General features: G+C 56.0%; 16 protein-coding genes and 1 tRNA gene. 5 read left to right on the forward strand and 12 right to left on the reverse strand.

All coding sequences use genetic code 11. The features are described 5' to 3' along the window. Window positions 1-16 precede the first annotated feature (16 nt). The 3 genes from HPY73_04675 to pyrF all read right to left on the reverse strand — a co-directional run bounded on the left by HPY73_04675 (window position 17) and on the right by pyrF (window position 8,108). Window positions 17-808 (reverse strand): hypothetical protein, encoded by a 792-nt coding sequence (locus HPY73_04675; GenBank protein QLH74805.1) that lies wholly within the window; start codon window positions 806-808, stop codon window positions 17-19. Beyond that, window positions 805-7,332 (reverse strand): glycosyltransferase family 39 protein, encoded by a 6,528-nt coding sequence (locus tag HPY73_04680; GenBank protein QLH74806.1) that lies wholly within the window; start codon window positions 7,330-7,332, stop codon window positions 805-807. Before HPY73_04680 ends, HPY73_04675 begins: the two co-directional genes overlap by 4 nt. A gap of 122 nt (window positions 7,333-7,454) precedes the next feature. Further along, a complete protein-coding gene (gene pyrF, locus HPY73_04685) occupies window positions 7,455-8,108 on the reverse strand; it encodes an orotidine-5'-phosphate decarboxylase (protein QLH75670.1) in 654 nt (217 codons plus the stop codon). A gap of 84 nt (window positions 8,109-8,192) precedes the next feature. On the opposite strand from pyrF, the gene HPY73_04690 reads away from it, so the two are divergent. Then, complete coding sequence (locus tag HPY73_04690; GenBank protein ID QLH74807.1) at window positions 8,193-9,278, forward strand: radical SAM protein; 1,086 nt, start codon at window positions 8,193-8,195, stop codon at window positions 9,276-9,278. Between the two features lie 20 nt (window positions 9,279-9,298). Here HPY73_04690 and HPY73_04695 read toward each other — a convergent pair whose 3' ends face one another. The 7 genes from HPY73_04695 to HPY73_04725 all read right to left on the reverse strand — a co-directional run bounded on the left by HPY73_04695 (window position 9,299) and on the right by HPY73_04725 (window position 18,360). Then, complete coding sequence (locus tag HPY73_04695; protein QLH74808.1) at window positions 9,299-9,724, reverse strand: NusA-like transcription termination signal-binding factor; 426 nt, start codon at window positions 9,722-9,724, stop codon at window positions 9,299-9,301. A 5-nt stretch (window positions 9,725-9,729) separates the two neighbouring features. Next, window positions 9,730-10,008 (reverse strand): 50S ribosomal protein L30e, encoded by a 279-nt coding sequence (locus tag HPY73_04700; GenBank protein QLH74809.1) that lies wholly within the window; start codon window positions 10,006-10,008, stop codon window positions 9,730-9,732. Then, entirely contained in the window at window positions 10,001-11,458 is a 1,458-nt protein-coding gene (gene rpoA2, locus HPY73_04705; GenBank protein QLH74810.1) for a DNA-directed RNA polymerase subunit A'', read from the reverse strand. Before rpoA2 ends, HPY73_04700 begins: the two co-directional genes overlap by 8 nt. Then, window positions 11,458-14,241 carry a DNA-directed RNA polymerase subunit A' gene (locus tag HPY73_04710; protein ID QLH74811.1) on the reverse strand — a complete coding sequence of 928 codons (2,784 nt, stop codon included), beginning with the start codon at window positions 14,239-14,241 and terminating at the stop codon, window positions 11,458-11,460. The genes rpoA2 and HPY73_04710 overlap by 1 nt, the downstream gene beginning before the upstream one ends. After that, a complete protein-coding gene (locus HPY73_04715; protein ID QLH74812.1) occupies window positions 14,238-17,837 on the reverse strand; it encodes a DNA-directed RNA polymerase subunit B in 3,600 nt (1,199 codons plus the stop codon). The genes HPY73_04710 and HPY73_04715 overlap by 4 nt, the downstream gene beginning before the upstream one ends. Window positions 17,838-17,842: 5 nt before the next feature. After that, window positions 17,843-18,106, reverse strand: coding sequence for a DNA-directed RNA polymerase subunit H (locus tag HPY73_04720; protein ID QLH74813.1), 264 nt, complete (start codon window positions 18,104-18,106; stop codon window positions 17,843-17,845). Between the two features lie 120 nt (window positions 18,107-18,226). Continuing rightward, a tRNA-Lys gene (locus HPY73_04725) sits at window positions 18,227-18,360 on the reverse strand. Between the two features lie 299 nt (window positions 18,361-18,659). Between HPY73_04725 and HPY73_04730 the strand changes: the two genes are divergently transcribed. From HPY73_04730 to HPY73_04745, 4 genes are all read left to right on the forward strand, one after another. Further along, window positions 18,660-18,827: a DUF1610 domain-containing protein gene (locus tag HPY73_04730; GenBank protein QLH74814.1), complete on the forward strand. Its 168-nt coding sequence runs from the start codon at window positions 18,660-18,662 to the stop codon at window positions 18,825-18,827. 10 nt (window positions 18,828-18,837) lie between these two features. Then, a complete protein-coding gene (locus HPY73_04735) occupies window positions 18,838-19,104 on the forward strand; it encodes an elongation factor 1-beta (GenBank protein QLH74815.1) in 267 nt (88 codons plus the stop codon). Window positions 19,105-19,214: 110 nt separating this feature from the next. Then, window positions 19,215-20,828: a radical SAM protein gene (locus HPY73_04740; GenBank protein ID QLH74816.1), complete on the forward strand. Its 1,614-nt coding sequence runs from the start codon at window positions 19,215-19,217 to the stop codon at window positions 20,826-20,828. Between the two features lie 37 nt (window positions 20,829-20,865). Next, on the forward strand, window positions 20,866-21,942 hold the full coding sequence (locus tag HPY73_04745) for a DNA primase large subunit PriL (protein QLH74817.1): 1,077 nt from the start codon (window positions 20,866-20,868) through the stop codon (window positions 21,940-21,942). Between the two features lie 6 nt (window positions 21,943-21,948). Here HPY73_04745 and HPY73_04750 read toward each other — a convergent pair whose 3' ends face one another. Beyond that, window positions 21,949-22,590 carry a CDP-alcohol phosphatidyltransferase family protein gene (locus tag HPY73_04750; GenBank protein QLH74818.1) on the reverse strand — a complete coding sequence of 214 codons (642 nt, stop codon included), beginning with the start codon at window positions 22,588-22,590 and terminating at the stop codon, window positions 21,949-21,951. Next, on the reverse strand, window positions 22,581-23,108 hold the full coding sequence (locus HPY73_04755; GenBank protein QLH75671.1) for an AAA family ATPase: 528 nt from the start codon (window positions 23,106-23,108) through the stop codon (window positions 22,581-22,583). Before HPY73_04755 ends, HPY73_04750 begins: the two co-directional genes overlap by 10 nt. Window positions 23,109-23,235: the final 127 nt, after the last annotated feature.

Genomic DNA, 23,235 nt, shown 5'->3' on the forward strand with positions numbered 1-23,235 from the left:
AAGAGGGCGCGGTCCTTCACTTCTTCTTTCTCTTCTTTCTCTTCGGCGGTCTCCTGTAGATGACGTAGACCAATATTGCCAGCAGTACGACGAATGCCCATAGCCACGCATTTATCGGACCAAACCCGCTGACATTGTAATAGATGGTCGTCGTGGATTCCTTCCCTTCATCATTGACCGTGATGAGCTCTGAATCGGGGTCTATGACCACCTTTATCTCATGCTTCCCTCTGGACAGGTCATACGAGGTCCAATTGTACCAGACGGTCCGTTGGCCTAAGGCCGGGACGGAGACGGTCGTGTTGTATATCTCTTCAGGCGAGTCCTTGTCGTCATTGAGATAGAAGAAGACCGGCACGTTGTTGATGGTCACATTCCCAGCATTCTTCAGTACGGCCTTGATGACGATGGGGTCGACCGCCTTGAGGTCGACCTTCAATGTCTTAGAGACGTTGGTCGAGACGTTGAACGACTTCGCCGTTATCTCTACATTGAACTTACCGGCGCTCTTAGGTGCGGTGAGGTTGAAGAAGAACACCCCTGTTCTAGACGGTCCTCCCATCGATGGTGTCAACCTCGCCTCGGTCCCCAGATCGCCGCCCAGCTTTGCCGACCAGGTATAGTTGCCCCCAGTGGTGTTACCAGGTCCGCCGCTGACGACGACCTTGTATTGTTGCTTGACGCCCACCCCGAGGGTCCTCGGCCCGATGAGCTCGATCTTGACGCTGTTGTCCTCCTCCTCGGCCTGCGCGCTGAGCGGCATGAGCGCCAGACCTATGAACGCAAGGAGCAGGATGGCCGTTATCACTTTCTTCGTCCGAACACCCCCCTCTGGTAGCTATAGTAGACAGCCAGCGCGGCCAACAACACCAACACGGTGAACGCCACATACGTCTCGAGCGGGATCTCGGGCAGCTTGTCCTTCACCCCGACGCCTTCGACCGTCAGACCTCCATCCTCAGGTATCGTGAGGTCTGGGAATACGGCTGTCATGGTAAGTTCCTTCATCCTTGCTGAGTCGTCCCTGGACTTGACCATCAACGTTATGTTGACGTTCGGGTCTTGGCTCTCCCCTACCCGTGTGAGCGATACCTCGACGTTCCTTGACCTTCCAGCGTCAAGGCTCATGTTCACATATCTGCTGAACCCTCCGGTCTCCCCGACCCTTATGGTCGCGTTCCAGCCCTTCGCCAACAGCTCGGCGGCGTTCGCGACCTCGACGTGGTAATTGTCATCGGCATTGCCTGTGTTCTTCACAAGGTACTTGTAGACATGGCTGGATGCGTTCTGGGCGTTGGCCTGCACATATGTTATGTTGATATCATACCTCGGCTCTATGTTAACGTCGAGCCCGAGCTGTGCGCTCGCACCTGACCCTGTGATGGACTTCGCCTTGAGGACCACCATTGCGTGCTTGACATAGACGGTGCTTCCAGGCGTGAGAGTGACGGTCACGTTGACGTACCCGTCGGTCCCATAGGGGACGTTCTCGATGACCCTCTGCGATATCGAGATGTTCCAACCGCTCGCTGTCGCATTGAGCTCGTATGAGTCGATCGCATTGCCTGTGTTCCTGACCCTCACGTTGTAGGCCGCAGACCCGCCCGCACTGACGGTCTGCTTGATGCCGTCCCATGATAGGCTGACCGAGTATTCGACCACCTTGGTCACGTCTATGTTGACGACCGATGCCGAGCTTAGGTCGACGTCCTTCGTCCCTTTGTACTTGACCAATATGCCCTGGTCCGTCTTGTTCGCCGTCGCGGTCACCGTATAGGTGCCCGCAGGCAGCCATACCTGATAGCTTCCATCCGCCTCGGACTCGAACTCGTGGTATGCCTCGCCTGATGATACCTTGACCTTTGCTGGAACGGCCACACCGTCAAGCCTCACGACCCCGCTCAGGGAGGTCCCTGGGCCAAGTGCGACCCCAAGCTCATTGTCAACATAGGGCATGATCTCGATCTTACCAAGGAATGTCTCGTTCATCGGCGATCTCGCGTATAGGCTATAATTGCCAGGCGCCAGGTCGATAGAGCCTGAGCTCGCGGTGAACATCTTATCGATGGCCGTGCCGGACAATGCGATGAACCGGTATTCGACATCGGCCAGGAGACCATTGACGGTCGAATTGTCATAGCTCCTCGTCAATGGTATATCGACCGATTTGGCGACCATGTCAAAGGCGAGGTTGATATCGGCCGTGTAACGCATGTACTTATAATCTGTCTGGCCTGGCAGCCTGGTCAGCATCCTGTGGTCCACGGTCACGTTGTATATGCCCTCTGCCATGTAGAGCGTCAATGTACCTGTCAAGGACGTGAACGCCGTGTACTCCGCTCCTGTTGATGGGTCCCTGAGAGCGACTTTCACCCTGGCCATCAAGGCACCGTTGTTGTGCTCCACGGTGGCATCTATGCGCTTGGCCAGGACCGCGGTGAGGTCGAGGCCCAGAGGCGCGCTGACATTGACCTTTTGGAACACCACGTAGCGGGTGGTGTTTGACACCATCAGCGCATAGAGGCTATAATTCCCCTGCCTGAGATAGACGGTGTATTGTCCAGTTGTGTTGAGGCTCACGCTGTCGCCCTCATTGGCTATGAAGGTCATGCTTCCGCTTCCAGGCGTGATCACCCCTGTGACCTTGTACCGCACGACCGCCTCCAGGTCCATAACGACCGGGTCCTGCCCGACGGTGATGTTCAACAGATAGTTCCTGATGAACTGGTACTGGGACCCGTCATCTCCAGCCGTCACGTCCTGGGCGAGTACCAGCCTGTAATTGCCCGGCCTGAGCTGGACCGAGTAGCGCCCTTCGGCGTCCGTCGTCACGTTGACGCTGACGGCGGCCCCGCCGTTCTTCTTGAACTCGAAGGTCATGTCCCCAAGCCCGCTCCCGCCAAGGTCGATCTTTCCAGACACGTCCCTTACCGAGCCGACCAGGTTGATGTTGTTGGACAATGTCCCGCTGACATTCGTCATCGGGATGACCACATCGTCGTAATACTTCAATGAGACCTTCAGCTCGAGGTCGGTGCCGTTCGGGACGGCCACGCTGTAAATACCGGTCTTGCCGCTGACCGTTCTTATGTACCAGCCATTGCTGTTCGTCACGGTCAAAGTGATGTTGCCCCTCAGCTCCGAGGTCTGTATCTGTCCATCGCCGCTCACGTCCGACCAGACCTTGCCCGTCAGGATTGCCCCTTTTGTGAGGGATATGTTGACATTGGCCGCCGCGACCTTTTCGCCCCAGAAGACCTTGTCGCTCTTATATGCATAGACCACATAGGTGCCCGCCGGGACCGCCAGGCGGTATTTTCCTGCGGCGTTCGTCTGGCCATATATCACCGCCCCAGCGGGGGCCCTCAGCGCGATCGAGGCCGATGGGACGGAGTTGTTCCCATCTTTGACCGTGCCCTCCATTATGACGGCCTTCGACAAGGCCAGATTGACACTGGCCACATCGGTCGCCGCCAACATCTTAAGGGCGACGTTCTCTTGGCCGTCCTGCACGCTCAGAGCATACACTGTGTAATCGAGCTTAGGGACCACTGCACTGTAATGCCCATTGGCATCTGCGACGGTCCATATCGAGACCTGCTCTGTCATGAACGCGACCCGGGCATAAGGCACAGGCAGGGATGCAAAGGTGACCTGCCCGCTGACGGCCATGGCATTGTAGAGCGTGACCGTCTCGACCACCGTCTCACCTGCAGATATCTGGTATCGCTTCTCGCCCAACGTATAGGCGGAATCGTTCGCCCTCAGGGTGTAGTTGCCCTCCAAAAGGTTCTCGAACAGGACGTAACCATTGCTATCGGTCGTCTTTGTGATGACATCACCATTGGTCTCGTCGACAAGGTCGATCGAGACGTTGGGGGCGGCCGAGCCCCATGGTAGTATGACAGTGTTGGATACCTTGGCCGGTCTGGGCGCGATCTGGACGGTCCTGTTCCCACCAGATTCGATAAGGGCGGTGGTCCTTCCCACCACATGTCCATTGAACTCCGCCCAGAGGGTCCCGCTCATCGGAGGTAGCGCGGAGAACGAATAGGACCCTCCATATGCGACCGTGCTCCTGGTGTATCCTGAGACCGGGTCCCTGATGGTCACTGTGGCGTTCTCGAGCAAGATATCCGTGGGATCGTAGATCTTATTGTTGTTGAGGTCGATGAAGACCTTCCCCTGGAGCTTCCCACCCATGATGACCGTGGTCTGATTTATGACCCAGCCCTCCTCAGCGTTCGCCGATGGCGACTGAGATGGCCCGACCGGGACTGGTTCTTTCCGCATCGCCTGTTCATATGTGATGTTGTAGGTGTCGCTCCTGATCACCGTCGCGGTCAAGGACCTCAGGTTCAGCTTTCCATACGAGTAGGTGACGGTGATGTTGTTACCGAATGGTAATATCACGCTATAGTATCCGTTCTCGTCGGTCTTCACCAGATTGTGCGGGATGCCATATTCATCTGATGCGGTCACCCATATGCCTGACATCGGCTCATCTGCCTCGGAGACCACCCTTCCCTCCAGGATCACTCCGTCGTAATACTGGATGAAGACGACCCCTCCGGCAAGGACGCTGGTGGTCATGTCCACGGTGGCATTCAGGAGGCCGTCATCGATGAGCTTCTGCTTAACTAGTGCCTCATCATAGCTTATCGCGGTCCAAGCATCACTGTGGTTCCTGACATCCCATTCTGGATATGGGTTGTAGTAGGCGGTCCTGTAGACCATCCTGAAGTGGGACATGTTCCATGCCTGCATCGAGTTGTAGCTGGCCAAGGAACCGGATATCCCTGGGACCCCTTGCTCTTTCAGCCCGACATCCGAAGGGCCGAAGCCCATGAACGCACGGTACAGCATGGTGTCGTAGAATAGCTCGGTGTACTGTATCCTATAGTCAACAATGGTCGTTCCTTCGGGCACATCATCAAGGTCATACTCATTACCATACAGGTCCACCGCCTTGATCGAGTAGTAGTCCACCGGGTCCCCTGTCTTCGGGTCTACGACCCTGTCCGAAAGCTTGGCAGGCGCATAGAATATGTTCTGCGTATAGGCATTGAACGGGAACAGACGAGAATCTATCGCAAAATAGCCGATGTCCAGGTCCGTGATCTCCCTTACATCATGGTATGCATTGACGACCGTCTCCATACCGTACTTGGAAAGCTCATGGCTCGCCGCGACGTAGAGCGCGTTGGCCGCGCTCAGGTCCGTGTCAAAGTTGCCATATATCTCAGGATGATCGAGTATCTCCTTGATATAGTTCGATGGGTTCCTTATAATGTCCAGATAGGCATCGACATCGATCCCGTAGGATGCCAAGGCCTCATAAATGTGTGACTGGTCGGTGCCAGCGGTCACCTCTTTCCATACCAGCTTCTCGACGATCCTGGTCAACATCAATGCGACCGCCTGCGTCTCGTTCTGGGCCAGGATGAACGTCCCAGCGAACGGATAACCGTTCTGGAAGTTGTCGGCCACCGTGGGGTGTTTCCCCTTCTGCACAGCCTCGAAACCATAGTCCCACCATGACACAAAGGCAGGTCTGTCGCCGATCTCCTTTCCCGTATCACGCCCAGCGTACCAATCCCACGCCGCGGGCCAGTAAGTGGACGGCAACGGCATGCTGTAACTGAAGGCCCCGAGGTACCATGAGGATCCGTTCTTTTCATCATAACCATCCGGCCTCAGGAAATCTGGCATGAAATTGTAGATCTGGAGGTCATACTTCTTCTTCTCCTCGGAAGGTATCGATGCGTCCATGGCCGTCCATACGTTCGGGACCACGAGCAACAGGGCGAGAAGGACCGTGACGACCACCACCCTGGCCTTGAGCATCTTCCTGAAGAGGAGCTTCGGGCTCCTTAATACTGGCCACAGGGACCTGAAGTACTCATCGAACTTGACCCAATCGATTATCATCATCAGGGCCCAGCCACCTAACAACGCGAAGGCCGGGGCCGCGTTGAAGAGGAACCTGCCGGCCGATGCGGCCATGTATATCGAGACGGCCCCATAGATGACCATGAAGACGAAGTGCGGGCTTGACGACCTCGGTATCTTGACCGCCGCATAGCCCACCCCGAACAGCGCGAGCCAGAAGGTCAATGCCCCGAAGGACATGACAAGGTTGGAGAACGAGGGGGCCTGTGCCTCAGAGATCGTGGAGTAAAGCTTGCTCTTCACGAGGTAGCCCTGACCAGATATCACCGCGTTGAAGATCTCTGGGGCGAGAAGCCACATGACAACGAGCGATACCGCCGCTATTCCAAGTATGACCGGGACCATCAGGACCCACGGGTAGTCCCTGGTGGTTATGAACAGAATTCCCACGACAAGACCTATCATCAGCAGGATGAAGGGCATGTCGAACCAGACATACCAATAGTCCATCTGGTAATAGAGCGGCGCCATGACGGCGAAGGCCACCAACCACATCGTCATGACGCTGATCATGACGCCCATCGAATCTGAGCTCTTGAAGCGGTCGATGAACAGCTGCGCGATGTAGTAGACGAGGATGATGATCAATATGTACGTATAGCCTGTCCAGATCATGCCTACTGCAGAAACGCAGACGCCGCCCAATGCCGCATAGAGCATCGATATCTGGTTCTGCCTGATGTAGGACCTTAGCCCGGGCAGGACCGTCCTCCGGTCCTTCCAATCGGCAACCCATTTCGTCCCTTCTATTGTCTGGAGGGACCTCATGAAGAAATAGAACGCGAAGACGACGAAGAACAGCACCATCGCATCGTGGTCAGCGTTTGAGAAGATGCTCCTCTCTATGTGACCAGGCATCAGCGCGAAGAGGAATGCGGACAGTAGGCCTGCTCTCCTGCCGAACAGCGTGTTCGTCATCATGAAGATCGGTATCACCGTCAATGCGCCCCAGACGGCGGTCGAGAACACGAGGGAATAGCCCACGCCGTCCTCAAGGGACATGCCCAGGGCTTTCAATGCCAATCCGCTCACCGCGACCGACCAGTCATATAAGGGAGGTCTGGCGTTCCTCATGCCGAACGGATAGTTCAGCTCAAAATCATACACAAGGTGCTGGCCGGTGCCGGTTACGTGGTCGATGACCCTCTGATGATAATACGAGTCGGAACCTCCTGAGACGAGGAATCCATTGTCGACCGATAGGGGATACGCGAAGTACGCCCTGACGAAGAAAGCCAATAGGATCACCATCACCAGGACCAAGGCCGTCTGCCAATTCCTCATGACCCAGGAATCCTTTATCCTGACCATCATGGGCTTGGCGGTCGTCCCGCCTATGGTCTCAGGCGTGGTAACCATCCCTCCCTTTTTCGATGCCATCTAGATTCTCCTTGTGTGATGTTGAAAATCTGCTTCACATAATGCACCGCCTATATTAACATTATCTGCCCGATGACCTTTTTTTTGAATGTCTGGACAGGCCTCATGGTCGATATTTTTGCCTACTTGTGCAAGGAAGCGTACCTGGCCTCGTCAACGATCGCCTTGGCCGCCCTCCTTGGGTCATTTGAGCCGTAAATCGACCTTCCAACGATTATGTAATCAGCGCCGTTCCTCAACGCGTCCGAGGCGTTTCCGCCCTGGGCCCCTACGCCAGGTGACAGGATGAGGAGGTCCCCGATGATATCGCGTATATGCTTGATCCTGTCCGGCCTTGTCGCTGGGGCGATCACCCCCCTTGCCCCGCTCTCGACCGCTATCCTTGCCAACCTTTCAGCGTTCGGTGCAGTGAGCTCTGTCCCGCCGGGGTGGCTCATCTCCGTGACGACGAATATGTCCGCGTGCTTTGCTGCGGCCACCGCCGCTTTGACGCTGTCGCTGCCTGCGAACCCATGGACGATCACGCCTGACGCCCCGAGCGAGACCGCCTGCTCGACTATGAGCCTGTTGGTGTTCGGGATGTCCGCGACCTTGAAGTCACATATGACCGGTGCGAGCCTGGAGAGCTCGGTGATCGTCCTGGGAGAAGTTGAGAGGATGAGGGGCCAATTGATCTTGATCGCATCGACGAGGTCGGTGACCTGCTCAACCACGGCCATGGCCCTCTCCCCATCGGTCTCGTCCAATGCAAGGATCAAACGCGTGCTGCACCTCATATCGCTCAAAGGGCCATGACCTAAGGGGTTAGTATCCCTTTCGGACCGCATGAATTATTAGGACGTTCGTTGCTAGGTTGGTCCATGCACGTGCATCCATTTGGGGCCGGATCTCTATATACCCGCCTGCTTCCCATGGGCTGCAGACATTGCCGTCGCGGCTCCAAGATGGTCCTTTTCATCACTGGGAGATGCGATAAGGGTTGTTTCTATTGCCCTTTGTCCTCAGCGAAGAAGGGGAGGGACGTGATCTACGCGAATGAGCTTAGGACAGATGACGAGAAAGAGGTCCTGAGGGAGGCCGAGCTCATAAGGGCTACGGGCACTGGGATAACCGGCGGGGACCCTCTCCTGGTACCGGACCGCACCATCAGGTTCATCAGGCTCCTTAAGGAGAGGTTCGGAGGTGGCCATCATGTCCACCTTTACACATCGACGGTGGACCCGTCGATATTCAAGGAGCTGGAGAGGGCAGGGCTGGACGAGCTGAGGCTGCATCCGATGGTCAAGGAATGGAAAGACCTGGGGAGGTTGAAGGTCGCGGAGGCGTTACAAGAGCTCGATATACCGGTGGGGTTCGAGGTTCCTGCGATACCTGGTATGATGAGCGAGACAAGGATGCTCCTCAAGTATGCTAGCGAGAATGTCCTCGATTTCGTCAATCTGAACGAGCTTGAGTTCTCTGAGACGAATGCTTCCAAGATGAGGGAGAGGGAGTTCGAGGTGAAGGACGAGCTTTCCTCCGCCGTCAAAGGGAGCGCGGAGATGGCGGTGGCATTGGCCCTCGACCGTTCATTCAAGGTGCCGGTCCATTTCTGCTCATCGAGCTTCAAGGACCGGGTCCAGCTCAGGAACAGGATCCTGAGGAGGGCGAGGAACGTTGCGAGGGCGTTCGACGTGGTGACCTCCGAGGGCATGCTGGTGAAGGGCGTTATCGAATCGGATGACGTTCGGGCGGTTACGGGAATGCTGGAGACATTGGATGTGCCGTCGGACATGTTCATGTACGACAAGGAGAAAGGGCGCATGGAGATAGCCCCGTGGATACTAGCAGAGATTGCTGAGGAGCTGCCCTGGAACGCGTACCAGGTGGAAGAATATCCCACGGCCGACCGTCTCGAGGTGGAAAGAGAGCCCTTGAACAAAATGAGAAGGAAAATTAAGAAATGATATGTGAGGGGAAGAGGTTTTCAGGCGACGTTGATGCTCTGGACATTGTGATGCCTGTTGACAATGTCCCTGGCGATCTTCAGGTTGCGACCGTTCTTCCCGATGGCCCTTCCCTTGACCTTAGGGTCGACGGTCACGGTCGCATGTACGATATTGCCCCGGTTCTCGAGCACGACGCTCTGGACATTATAGTTGTAAAAGACGTTCTTTATGAAGGTCTCAGCATCGTCCGAGTACTCGATGACCTGGATGTTCTTGCCCGTCCTGTTCTTCAGGTTGATGACGTTCTCCCCTCCCTTGCCAACGGCACGGTTGGCCTGGCCCGGGTCGACGACGAAGACGAGCTTGTCCTCGGTCTCCATACAATCGCGCACCCTCGTCCTGGTCATATCCTCGAACAGGCGGATGTACCGCAACGTGTCCTCAGTGAAAGTTATGTCTACCATGGCGATCACAGCGAAAGGATGTTGGACGCGCCCTTGTCGATAACGGCCAGCGCGGAGACCGAGTGGGGTTTCCCGGCCAGGGCACCAAGTTCCATATTGCTGCCTTCAAAGACATGGACAGGGACCTTGTGGCTCTTGGACTTTAGGAATTCGTTCGGGCAGTTGCTCGAGATGATGACCATCTTGGCATCTCCGCTCTTGACCGCCTTTATCGCCTGCTGCACACCGAACACCACCTTTCCGGTGGATGCTGCGGATTTCAATTCTCTTCCCAGATCAATCATTCTTCGACCCCCTGCGTACAGGAGTATATACTAGATTAACAGCCCCGGTACCGAGCGTAACCGGCTGCCCTACTATAATGTTTTCTGCCACGCCATCGAGGTGGTCCTCCTCTCCCGTCAGTGCGGCATGGAGGAGGTGGGCGGCGGTTATCTCGAACGCCGCCCTCGCGAGGACGCTCGACTTGCGACCCGAGATGCCATGCCTCCCTATCGCCTTCACATCCCCGTCGGCCGTCATCAGGTCAGCTACCAGCATGATGTGCCTTATGTCGACGGTCAGACCTTGTTCGTCCAACGTCTTATAGGCCTCATCTATGATCGACTGCCTCGCCGCCTCTACGCCGAGGACGTCATAGATCTCCTGTATGGAGTTCGTCGTCGTACGGCGCTTGTCCACCTCTGGCACGCTGAGAACGTCCCTCAGGTTCGACCCCTCTGTGTATATGACGTACTCGTCACCAGTCTTCTTTATGATGGCCCTCGAGATCTGGTCGACCCCTTTTATCTTGGCATCCCTGACCATGTCGACAATGTTCTGAAGCCTCTTGAAGGAAGGTTCCTCGGAGTTTATGATGATCACATCATCATCAAGCTCGACCACTGTCTTCAGCCCACGCAACCTGCCGATGCGGTCATAGACGTCCTTTGGTGTCAGCTCATGCTGTTCCAGGCGGTGCACGTCCATCTTGACCAATATCCGCATGTTCGTCATGTCGGTCTCGATGTCCGCTATCTCACCGACCGTGGTGGTCTCGATCTGGGAGGCGATCCTCTTCACCTTGTCCCTGTCGTTCCTGTACTCCTCGGTGAGGTATATGTTCATCATCGGTGTAGATGGGACCCTTCTAGCATCTACGATCTCTATCAATCTCGGCAGACCTAAGGTGACGTTGATCTCAGCGACACCGGCATAGTGGAAGGTACGCATGGTCATCTGGGTCCCTGGCTCACCTATTGATTGTGCCGCTACTATCCCTGCGGACTCGTTAGCGTCCATCCTGTGGTCCAGGTACTTTTCGTTCGCCTTCCTCAGGATCGCCTTGACCTTCTCATCGGGGACATCGATACCCTCGATCCTCCCGGCGATGGTGCTGATCACTCTCCTAGGTAGCTCAAGACCGAGCTCCTCTGCGATCTTGCTCAGCTTCTTCTCATACTCGCTCTGGGGCCTGATCTTGTCGAGCGGCATCTTGAACTCGTCCTTTTCCTCCTCCACCGGCTCGGCCTTCTTCAGGGACTTCTTACCAACGGCGACCTTCTTGGTCTTCTTGACGCCCAGGGCCCCGAGGACCTTCTCGACCTCTGCCTCATCCAGACCCGCTTCGAAAAGCTGGTCCTTGCTGGCGGACTTGACCTCATCGATCTTGTTGAACCTCGCTGATATCTTCACTATGGTGGCGTTGTCGAGGCCCTTGCGCTGCAGCGCCTTCTCGAAATCCTTCTTTGCCATCACTCCTCACCTCCGGCCTCGAACTCGGGCTCCTCGCCCGCCTCCTCAAACTCCTCCTCTCCTGTCTCCATGAGGTCCTTCTCGACCGTCGCGTAGCCGCCGACCTTCTTCTCCTCGATCTTCGCAAGCAGCTCGGCCTCTTCGCCCAGCACCTCTGTGAGGATGTCGTCGATGTCTATCGCCTCGCCCGCGACCGACCTCGTTGGATCGATACCGTCCTCGCCATACTGGAACTGTATGATGCTGTCCGCCGTGTTCCTGACCGTGCCGTCCTGCTTCATCTTCAGGTCCTCCAGCGCATTGATGAGCCTGCGCTGCATATATCCTGACCTGGATGTACGTACGGCGGTATCGACCAGACCTTCACGTCCTCCCATCGAGTGGAAGAAGAACTCGGTCGGAGTGAGACCAGATTTATAGGAGTTGGTGACGAATCCTTTCGCCTGTGCCCCAAGGTCCCCCTTCCTGAAGTGCGGGAGCGTGCGGTTCCAATACCCTCTGCTGAGACGCTCACCACGGACCGCCTGTTGGCCGATGCAGCCTGCCATCTGAGATAGGTTGAGCATAGAGCCGCGGGCACCGGACCTTGCCATCGCGACCGCCGCGTTCTCGATGCCCAGATGCTTGCCTGCTATCTTACCGGCCTCGTCACGAGCTTTTCCCAGGACGCGCATGACCTCGACCTCAAGTGTCTCTCTCATGGAGCGTCCTGGCATCTGTTCGAGCTCGCCGTTCTTATATGCCTCGACGAGCCTGTTGACCTCGTCGATCGACTCCTGGAGCATATCTTCTATCTGGCGCTTCGCCTCCTCTGGGATGTCCTCATCGTCGATGCCGGTGCTGAACCCGCACACCATTATCGCGCCGATGGCCATCCTGGTGACGTTGTCAAGGAACATCCTGGCCTGCTCTGCGCCATAGTCCCTTGCTATCTTGTCAAGTATGCGGCCTTTGAACGAGCCGATGGCCTTCTCGTCGATCGTACCGGACAATAGCTGTCCGTTCCTGATGCGGACGTATGCGTCCTTGTCGCATTTGTCCTTCTTGCAGCTCGAGCACTTCTCACATATGCTTGCCTTGAAGGTGATTCGGAAATCCTTGGGCAATATCGTGGAGAACAATCTCTTCCCGCTCCAGAGCGGTCCGTTCTTGTCCGATGAATCTGGCTCCGGGAGCTGGACCCCCTCGAGCTTCGAGAGGATCGCAAGGGCCTGGGCCCTGTCGAACTTCCTGTTCATGTAGGTCAGAATGAAGCATCCGGTGATATGATCGTGGATCGCGCCTATGACCGGGCCCCCGAACCTGGGCGACATTATGTGCTCCTGCACCTTCATCAATATCATCGCCTCGGCCCGCGCCTCCTCGCTCTGTAGCACATGGAGGTTCATCTCGTCCCCGTCAAAGTCCGCGTTGTAAGGCGGGCAGACACAAAGGTTCAACCTGAAGGTCTTTCCAGGCATGACCCTCACGGTGTGCGCCATCATGGACATCCTGTGCAGCGAGGGCTGCCTGTTGAAGAGGACTATGTCACCGTCCTGGAGATGTCTTTCGATGACGAAGTTGGGCTCGATGGTCTCAGCGACCGTCTCGGCATTCTTGTCCGTGACCCTTATCCTGCGGCCATCAGGCCTGATGACGTAGTTTACGCCCGGCACATAACGGTCCCCAGATGGTGTTGGGCCACGCTTCACGAGCTCCTTGAGCACCTCGATGTTCGCCTTCGTGACATTGACAGGGACGGTCAGCTCCCTTGCCGCCTCCTCTGGGACGCCGACCTCGTTGATCGATAGCCCGGGGTCCGGGGAGATGACGGTACGCGCCGAGAAGTTGACGCGCTTACCTGACAGGTTCGAACGGAAACGGCCCTCCTTTCCCTTAAGGCGCTGCACCAGGGTCTTCAAGGGCCGACCGGACCTGTGCCTTGCAGGCGGTATGCCAGATGTCTGGTTGTCGAAATATGTGGTGACGTGGTACTGGAGCAGCTCCCACAGGTCCTCGACTATCAGCTGTGGGGCGCCAGCATCACGGTTCTCACGAAGGCGCTGATTGATCCTCAGCACATCGACGAGCTTGTGGGTGAGGTCATCCTCAGACCTGTCGCTCGACTCCAGTGTGATCGATGGTCGGACGGTCACGGGGGGAACTGGGAGCGCTGTGAGCACCATCCACTCAGGACGGCAGGACTGGGGGTCGATGCCTAGCGGCACCAGGTCCTCAGCTGGTATCCTCTCCAACCTCTCCCTGACCTCCTTCGGGGTCAGCTTATGACCGTCCTCTCGGAAGGTGGTCGGCTTGTCCAATGTTATCTTGAGCTGTTCCTTTCCGCAATGAGGGCATATCTGTTTCTGTGCGTCCTTGGCCGTGTCCTTGGAGAGCTCGCGTATGTCGGTCGTGTCCCCGCCCAGCTCCTCGAACTGTTCCATCTTCGACCTGAAGCCCTTGACCTCCTCCTCGTTGAGCATCAGGCGGCCGCAGCTCTTGCAGGTGGCCTGCAACAGCTTCTTAATCTCCTTGACATAGCCCACGTGAATGACGGGCATGGCAAGGTCTATGCTGCCAAAGTGGCCGGGGCATTCGTCCACCTTGTGCCCGCAGGTCTTGCACCTGAGGCCCGGTTCGATGACCCCGAGGTGAGGGTCCATCAGGCCCATCTCTATCGGGAAACCGTCATCGTCATAGGTGTCGGCCGTTATTATCTTTGCAGCGGACATCTTGCGTATCTCATCAGGGGACAGGCAGGCGAACTTTATCGACCCTATCCTCTTGGAAACCCCTCTCTTCATCGCAAATCCTCCAGCTGAAGGCGCATGGCGACCCCAAGCGATAGCAGCTCATCGAGGAGCAGTTTGAACGCATAGGACGTCTGCACCAGGTGCACGTTCGTGTTGTTTCCGCATACAGGGCAGCGGAGCGCCCCTCTTCGGTCCAATATCGCTATATGGCCGCAGTTGGGGTTGCCGCATACATATTGATAGGTACCATCGGACTCGTCGAGAAGCCGGTCCTTTATGACCATGGCGGCACCATGGCCTATCAGGCAGTCACGCTCCATCTCACCGAACCTGAGACCGCCCTGTCTGGAGCGGCCTTCTGTCGGTTGCCTCGTGAGTATCTGCACAGGCCCGCGGGACCTGACGTGCATCTTCCCTGAGACCATGTGATGGAGCTTCTGGTAATAGATCACGCCCATGAATATGTCGGCCTCTATCTTCCTTCCTGTCTGGCCATCGTACATGACCTCTCTTCCGGAGTGCATGAAGCCGGCCCTGACCAAGGACTCCCTGATCGCCTCCTCCTTCTCTCCGCTGAACGGGGTGCCATCGATGGTCCTCGCCTCCGCACAGCCGACCTTTCCACCGATCATCTCAAGTATGTGCGCCACGGTCATACGGGACGGTATACCGTGCGGGTTGACGACCAGGTCGGGAGTGAGCCCTTCTGCTGTAAAGGGCATGTCCTCTGCAGGTTGGATCAGACCGACGACCCCTTTCTGCCCATGCCTTGAGGCGAACTTGTCGCCCAGCTCTGGAATGCGCTCGTCCCTCACCTTCACCTTGACGAGCCTGGAGCCGTTCTCGGACTCGGTCAGCATGACCGAGTCGACCCATCCGGTCTCGCCGCCGCGGCAGGTGACCGATGTCTCCCTGCGCTTCTGAACGGAAAGGAAGTCACCGACATCCTCCTCAAGGAACCTCGGCGGCGAGGTCTTCCCTATCAGCACATCGCCGGCATTGACCGCTATCTCAGGTGAGATCAGACCGTCGTCAGGGTCAAGGTTGACATATGACTGGTCCTGCCTTGCGCCACGGACGTCCGGCTGGGGGATCTCGAAATGGTCCTCCTGTCCCCCTGGGTATCTGCGTTCCTCGGCCCTGTATGTTCTCATGAATGTGGACCTGCCGAGGCCGCGCTCGACGCTCGCCTTGTTGAGGATCAATGCGTCCTCCATGTTGAAACCATGATAGGACAGGACGGCCACGACAAAGTTCTGCCCTGCGGGCCTCTTGTTGAACGCAACGAAGTCCATCGTCTTCGTCTGGACCAACGGCTTCTGCGGATAATGCATGATGTGCCCACGGGTGTCCGGCCTCATACGGTAGTTGGAGGCGGCCAGGCCCAACGATTGCTTCGCCATCCCTGCCCCCATGGTGACACGCGGTGACGAGTTATGCTCTGGGTATGGCACCAGTCCGGAGCAGACCCCGAGTATGCACATCGGATCTACCTCCATGTGGGTGTGCTCCTTGGTGATCAAAAGCTTGGATGAGATCATCCCTCCGCAATGCCTGCATTTGAGCTGGGCATCCTTGTCCGCCGTGCCTGGGTTCATCCAATCAAGGTCCATAGGTGATAATGCACGCCCACAATGGTCACATCTCTCAGGGACCTCATACGGAGATACGGCGATGAACGCGTCCTCTTCCTCCTCCGCATCGATCCATTCTATGACGCCCTCGCGGACGAGGTCGTTCCAGCGGAGCTTGCCCTCGCGGATCTCCTCAATATGCCTCCTGGTAAGGGCGATCTTCCCATCATTGACAACGATGAGGCTCCTCCGGAGACGCCCCTCATCGCAGTTGATTATGACCTCGTCCATCTCCTCATCATAACGGACGTTTATCTCATGTGAGAGGAGCCCTGACCTGCGCCTCTGGCGCATCTCGTTGATGAGGTACTTTGCCCGGTCATGGACCCCCTTCAGGTCCCCATTTACATAGACCCGGGTGCCCGCCTTCTGCTGGCCTCTCACCTCTTTTACCCCAAGGTCCTTCAGCAGGTATGTGACGTCCTCCTCACGGAACCCTTCTGAGACGTCGATGATAAGCGCGGCATTCTTGACCAGACCGCAGTTCTGCCCCTCGGGGGTCTCGTTGGGGCATAGACGGCCCCACTGGGTGGGATGTAGGTCACGCGCCTCGAAGTGTGGCTGGCTCCTGGTCAAGGAAGACGTAATACGCCTGAGGTGGGAGAGCGTGGACATGTTCGAGGTCCTGTCCAGCAGCTGGCTCACACCTGCACGACCACCGACCCAATTGCCGGTCGCCAGGGCGTGCAGGAGACGGTGTGACAAAAGGTCTGGCCTGATTGCGCTCCCTATCCGAAGGTCCTTCTTCCTTGCATAGGACCTCTCCAGCTGGTACTTCAGGTCTTTCATGAGGTTTGTGAAGGCGACGCGGAAGAGGTCCTCCATCAGGTCGCCTGCCAGCTTCAGCCTCTTGTTGGCATAATGGTCCTTGTCATCCTCGTTCCTCATGTTCAATGAAAGCTCAAGCACGGACCTTGCGATGCGGCCGAGGAATATCGCCTTCTTCATGCGGTCATCGGGCGTATCGCCAAGGTGCGGGAGCAATGAGCGGTCGATGATGGACTCGACCTTCTTGACGCGGTATTCCTTTGCCTGCCCGGTAGCGAACTTGCGTTCCAGGTAGGCGATGGCGTCGTTCGTGGTGAAAATACCGTTGGGGGGGTAGACCTTCTTATCATGGATCTCCTCGATGTTAGCGTAAACGATGTTGCTCATCCTCGGATCGGACGCGATGGCCTCGAATATCTCCTGGTCGTTCTCCATGCCTAAAGCCTTCATCAGTGCGACGAGGGGTATCTGGCCAGATGCCGCCGGGACGGTGACCATAAGCACCCCATCCCGCTTCTTCTCGACAAGCGTCAGGGCTCGGTGCCCTTCCTTCTGCGAGAACACCTTAGCTACTTCCAGCTTCGTGCCATAGCGCTCGTTGAACTCCACCATGACACGGTTAGGCGCGAGGTCCTCGAGGGTGATAAGAACACGCTCCGTACCTCCGATGATGAAATAACCGCCTGGGTCCATCGGGTCCTCGCCCTTTTTCTGAAGGGTCCTGTTATATTCCTCCTCTGTCAGCTCCCGCTCCTCTTCAAGGTTCTCTTTATAAAGGTTGCACTTTTTGCTCTTGACCATGATCGGGAGGTCGCCTATGTGGACCGTCTCCGACTCCTTCTCTATCCCATCCTCTATAACCGTGAACTCGAGAAAGATCGGGGCCAGGTAGTTGAGGTTCCTCAACCTGGCCTCCATCGGGGTCAGCTCATGGACGTAACCATTGGCCTCCCGGGTCTCAGGGAGCTTGACATGGATCGTAGGCTTGGCGCTCTGGTCGATCGCTCCCGTCTTCTCATCCCTCTTCCTACCGACGCGGATCTCGACGATCCTTCCGTCCGTCTTGTCCTTGTCCAATCTTATGATGCCCCTGTCAAGGTCCTCAGCGGACACACGAAGGTTGTCAACGATCTTCTGCATCCTGCTGTTAGGATTGTCCATTGTGGACAGGAAGTCATTGAAGCTGGATATATGATGGTTGACGATGCTCCTGTCCTTAAAATAGAGTTCGACTAGATCTCGCAATTAATTCACCCTCTGACCAAACGATAGGCGACCGCTACCTCCGCGGTCTTGCTCTTGCGGGTTATCTGGATGATAGACCCCTCCTTGATGTCTGTATGACTGATCTTCTCGAGGACCTTGATGCAGGCGTCGTTCTTCCTAATCTTTGGAAGCTGATCCTTGGAGATCTTGAGCTTCGCTAGGACGGCCTCGGCCTCTTCATCCGATAACAAACGATGCTCGGGCACGAGATTGTGCTCTAATACGTTGAACTGTGGCGTTTCGACCAAAAAATCACCTCGTCAATGACCCGCGACCTGTTTTCATCCTATAAGGTATAGATATTAATAGGCATCGGTGTCGGATTATGTTCTCCTGTTCGACTCCCATATTCCATTCACCTACCCAAGCGGGCCCGCGGGGATTTTCGACGCCACGGAGTTACCGTGAAACGATTCGAACCCCGGACCACCTGGTTAAAAGCCAGATGCTCTTTCTAGGGACCGCTGTTGCCAACGGTCCTACCTAGCTGAGCTACGGGCCCTTTTGGATGTGTGCGCCGGCGCTGCGCCGCCGAGCATAAATGCTGCCCTTATTTAAGTGTTCGCCAAGTAATCCTTTCTTCCGACGCCGGACGGATAAACTATTTCATCTATTGTGAATGGGAATTGTCACATGCCCAGTTCTTACCCAATCTTTATATTTCCTTTCGAGGATGGTCTTTTTAGACCATACAGTCAGGGCCCTGTGACCGCCCATTCCAAGTTCATTTATGTTCTCTTTGACCTAGGCTGAAATTTTTATATAGGGAGCCTAATCTCGCTACCCTCGCAGGTGCGATACATGCAGAATGAAAAGATTTGCAGTTCATGCGGCATCAGGTTGACCGGGACCGGTATTACATTCTTCAAATGCCCTGGTTGTGGGCAGGTAGAGGTCGGACGATGCTACAATTGCCGCGACCAGAGCGTCAAATACGTTTGCCCTAGATGCGGGTTCACAGGACCATAAAGGTGTTCATATGGGGCAGGTAGCTTCAGTTCACACCTTGATGTCAGAAGACCCTGACTTCAATTATGAGAAGCTAGGTAATGATCTTCAGAGCTTGGTGCCGTCAGGCATCAAGGTCATCAGGACAGAGGTCAAGCCTTTGGCCTTTGGACTGAAGATGTTGGAGGTCACCTGCATCATGCAGGACGCAGCGGGACTCATCGAGGAGCTGGAAAAGGTCTATAGCTCCATCGAAGGCATCTCCAACGTCGAGGTCAAGGAAGTCGGCCTCATTTGAGCGCAGGGTCGTTCAATGTCATGCTGATAAACGCCTTCCGCTTCGGATTTTTTATTAATGTTGCTCAAGCACCTAGTATCTAAGGTCCTCGAGGTTTGGAGGTCTATGATATGAGGGCGACGGTCATCGACTGCTATATTGACGAACCTGGTTCCCTGGGAGTCCCACCGTTCATACACCCAGGGGTCCGGGCCGTATATGGCGCGCTCGTCGATGCCGGCTGCGACACCTCGTACGTAACTATAGATGACATCAGACAGGGAATGCACCTTGACAACGCGGATGTGTACGTGGTCATGGCTGGATGCGCAGTTCCTGGCAGATATATCAGGGCGATGCCTGCCTCGGCCAAAGAGGTGCTCTCATTAGCAAGGACTTTGCCAGGCATCAAGGTCCTGGGCGGACCCGCTGCCCTTGAGAAAATGGATTGGTCGAGCGCCTTCGATGTCATAGGAAAAAAGGACGCCGCCTCCGCTTCCTTCGATCTCGTGAGAAAAGGGTGGGGGACAGACCGTTGGAGGACGGTCTCGGAATGGGAACGGTGGTTACTGAAGGGTGCGGAGTGTGTTATGCAGCACCCTGACCATCCACAGCCATTGATAGCAGAGATAGAGACGTACAGGGGATGCGTAAGGTACCGAAGCGGAGGATGTTCATTCTGCATCGAGCCACTTAAGGGAGAGCCTGAGTTCAGGGATGCGGGCAGTATAATAGAGGAGGTCGCTCGCCTGCATGAGCTTGGCGTGCGCAACTTCCGTCTTGGAGCGCAGACCTGTTTCATATCCTATAAGGCCCATATGGATGGAACGGACAGGCCAAGACCTAACCCCCAGGAGGTCGAGCGCCTTCTTTCGGGGATCTCCTCGGTCAGACCGGACGTCCTGCACCTTGACAATGCCAACCCGGCGATCATCGCTCAATGGCCAGATGAGGCCAGGATGGTCCTTGAGAGCATAGCTGAGCATTGCACGAGCGGTAATGTTCTGGCTTTGGGGCTAGAATCGGCCGATCCTGTCGTGAGGGAGGCCAACAACCTGAACGCCTCGGCCGAGGAGACCATGCAGGCCGTGAGGATGATCAACGAGGTGGGAGGTGAGCGTGGACCCAACGGGCTCCCCAAGGTCCTCCCAGGCATCAATTTCATAGTTGGTCTGGATGGTGAGCGGAAAGAGTCGCTCTTGCACAACATGAGGTTCTTGAAGGGAGTTATGTCCGAAGGCCTCCTCCTGCGGAGGATCAACATCAGGCAGGTGATCGGCATCCGCAGACAGTTCAGACAGAACCTTACCCATGGGGAGTTCCTTAAATTCAAGGAATGGGTCAGGCAGGAGGTCGACCACGTGATGCTCGAAAGGATGCTTCCCAGGGGCACCCTTCTCAAAGGAATATATACCGAGCTCAAGGAGGGCAAGGTGACGTTCGGTAGGCAGATAGGTACTTATCCCATCCTTGTGGGATTCGAGCATCCTGTGGAGATGTCCCGCCTCTATGACGCCAAGGTCACAGGCTGGGGTTTCAGAAGCATCACCGCGGTTGAATGGCCCTTGAGCATCAACAGGTGCCACATATCTGCGATCGAGGCCCTTCCGGGCGTAGGGAGGAAGAGGGCCATGAGGGTGTTCAGGGCAAGGCCTTTCAAAGGACCGGAGGACTTTGTTGCAAGCTTCGACGATGTTGAGCTAGGAAGATACCTGCTGGATTACGTGACCTTCGATCGGTTGTAATGTAAGTTTTTTATCGGCACATAAGGATGGACAGGACATGGAGACCCAACTCCTGTCCCGATATCCGTTCTTGAAGGCGGCCTCCGAGCTGGTCAGGTCCAGCAATGTCTCTCTCGATGAGCTATTGACGCACAGGGCGTATGAGGGTCCAAGGGCCAGGGGAAAACAGCGGGTCATGGACGCGTTGAACGACCTGAAGGTCGGTCTTGTACCTACCTCTTCGGACGAGGGGGCGATATTGCTGGAGGTGCTCAGCTATCCCGTCGCGAGGGTCCTGGTATCTTGTGTGGCCGATGAGTTCCTCGTAAGAAGATATGCCTTGGCCGAGGCGAAGACCATGCACGAACGCCTGGAGACGGAGGATCTTGATATCGTCGTTGAGGTGGCCGAGGACCTGGGCGTCACTGCGCACAGGGATGGCGATGTGCTCAGCATGCATTTCTGTGATTTCTTGCGGTACACCTCTGGCCTCAGGGGGAAAGAATGGAAGCTGGTCAACCATGAGCTCAGGAAAGGGTTCGTGGTCCTCCCAAAGAAGAAGTTCGCAAGGGTCCTTGAGCAGGCCCTCGCTGAGAAGATCGGGATGGAGCTTCCATTGCCCGTGTCTGATGATATAATGGAGGCGATGGCCAAGGACGTCGCTGAGATCACGGCCGTCGTGTCACAGATGAGGGAGAGGATGAAGGAGCAGGGGTTCGGCGAAGTGAGCATCACCAAGTTCCCTCCCTGCATGAAAAAGCTGACGGTAATGGCCGAGAAGGGGGAGAACATGCCCCATGCCGGGCGATTCGCCATCACCACTTTCCTCAGCGCCCTGGGAATGTCGAATGATGACATCGTGAAGACCTTCTTCTCTTCTCCTGATTTCGATAATTCCATGACGGTCTACCAGGTCAGGCACATCACGGGGGATGGGATGGGTAAAAGATATTCCTGTCCAGAGTGCGCGACCATGCGAACGAACGGCCTGTGCATCGATATGGACGATCTATGCCGGAGCGGTAAGGTCAGACATCCATTGGGTTATTACAGGATAAGGTCCATGGAACAAAAAAGGAGGCCCCGTCCTGAAGAGAGCGAGCAGATAGCTGCTCAGAGACCGTCAGGGCATTGAAGAGCGCTACCTGCCCCCCAGCGCCCTCCATGTGTAAAGGGCCCTTTGGACCGCGGTGATGTTCCCGATGACCGCGAACCAGGCCATCATCAGCTCGAAGATCGATATTTCAGACCCCAGGAGCGAGAACGTCATATCTCCCGTGATGGCAGTGAACGATAATTGTAACATTGGGACAAAGAACATCAGGACTATCCGGTCGGCACGGCCCAGCAGGCCTCCGTACATACGACCGATGCCCAACGCTTGGGCCTGTGTGCCCATGTATGAGGTCATCAGTACGCCGAGGAGCGCCAGGATCCCTAGATGGATGTCACACCACCCGCTCAATGCGACACCGCCTATCATGAAGATGTCCGCATACCTGTCGAACACGTGGTCGATGAAGTCGCCGCGCTTGTTCGCCTTTCCAGATATCCTGGCGACCTTACCATCGACAGCATCGAGATATCCGCTGGTGATGACCAATACCGATGTTGATGGAAGAAGCAGCCTCCAATGTTCATAGCTGTAATAAGCAGAGATGCCTGTCAGAAATGCCAATATCAATGCCATCAGTGAGATGACGTTAGGGTCCACTTTCCTCAATGCCTTTGCCGCTGGCATCAGGAACCTCTCGGCCTTGTCCCTCTTCGCATCTAGTACCACTTCAGCACCTCGTCGCTCCAGTCGATATTTCCAGGCGCGTACTTGTCTGTTATCCCGTTTATGATGGACAACACGGCATCCACGATGTCCTTTCTCGGTCTGTCGGTCGTGTCTATCTCATAGACCTTTCCTGCAGTGCTCAATGATTCTATAAGGACCGCGTCGACCGCCTCTGCCTCGATGTTCTCACGGACCTTCCTATCGCTCCACCCACGTGATGCCAATCTCTTTCCGAGCACGCTTGGCCTACATCTCAGGACAATGGCCACTTCAGGACCGACCAGGTGGGCTAGGTGGCCAACCAAGATGACCACCCCCTCACCTCTCAATGAAATAGCGGCTGCTTTGAGCTCGCCCACATCGACGTTATAACTATTACGGTCTACATCCATCTCCCCGAGCATCCCATGTTCCTTTGCCAGATCTGATACTTCTACCACGCGCAGACCTCTTTCCCGAAGATCGGAGGCTATGGTGGATTTCCCTGTCCCGGGGGTACCTGTCAGAGCGATGAGCACACCATCTGAATGCACGTTGTGATTAAAATATAGGAGGTACGGAGGCACCTATGTGAGATGCCCCTCCCCCGTGGTCCTTCTCCCCAAACCTTACTAATGACTCAGAGCACGGGAACGATATTAAAAT

The sequence above is a fragment of the Methanomassiliicoccales archaeon genome (assembly GCA_013415865.1).
Lineage (GTDB): Archaea > Thermoplasmatota > Thermoplasmata > Methanomassiliicoccales > UBA472 > MVRC01.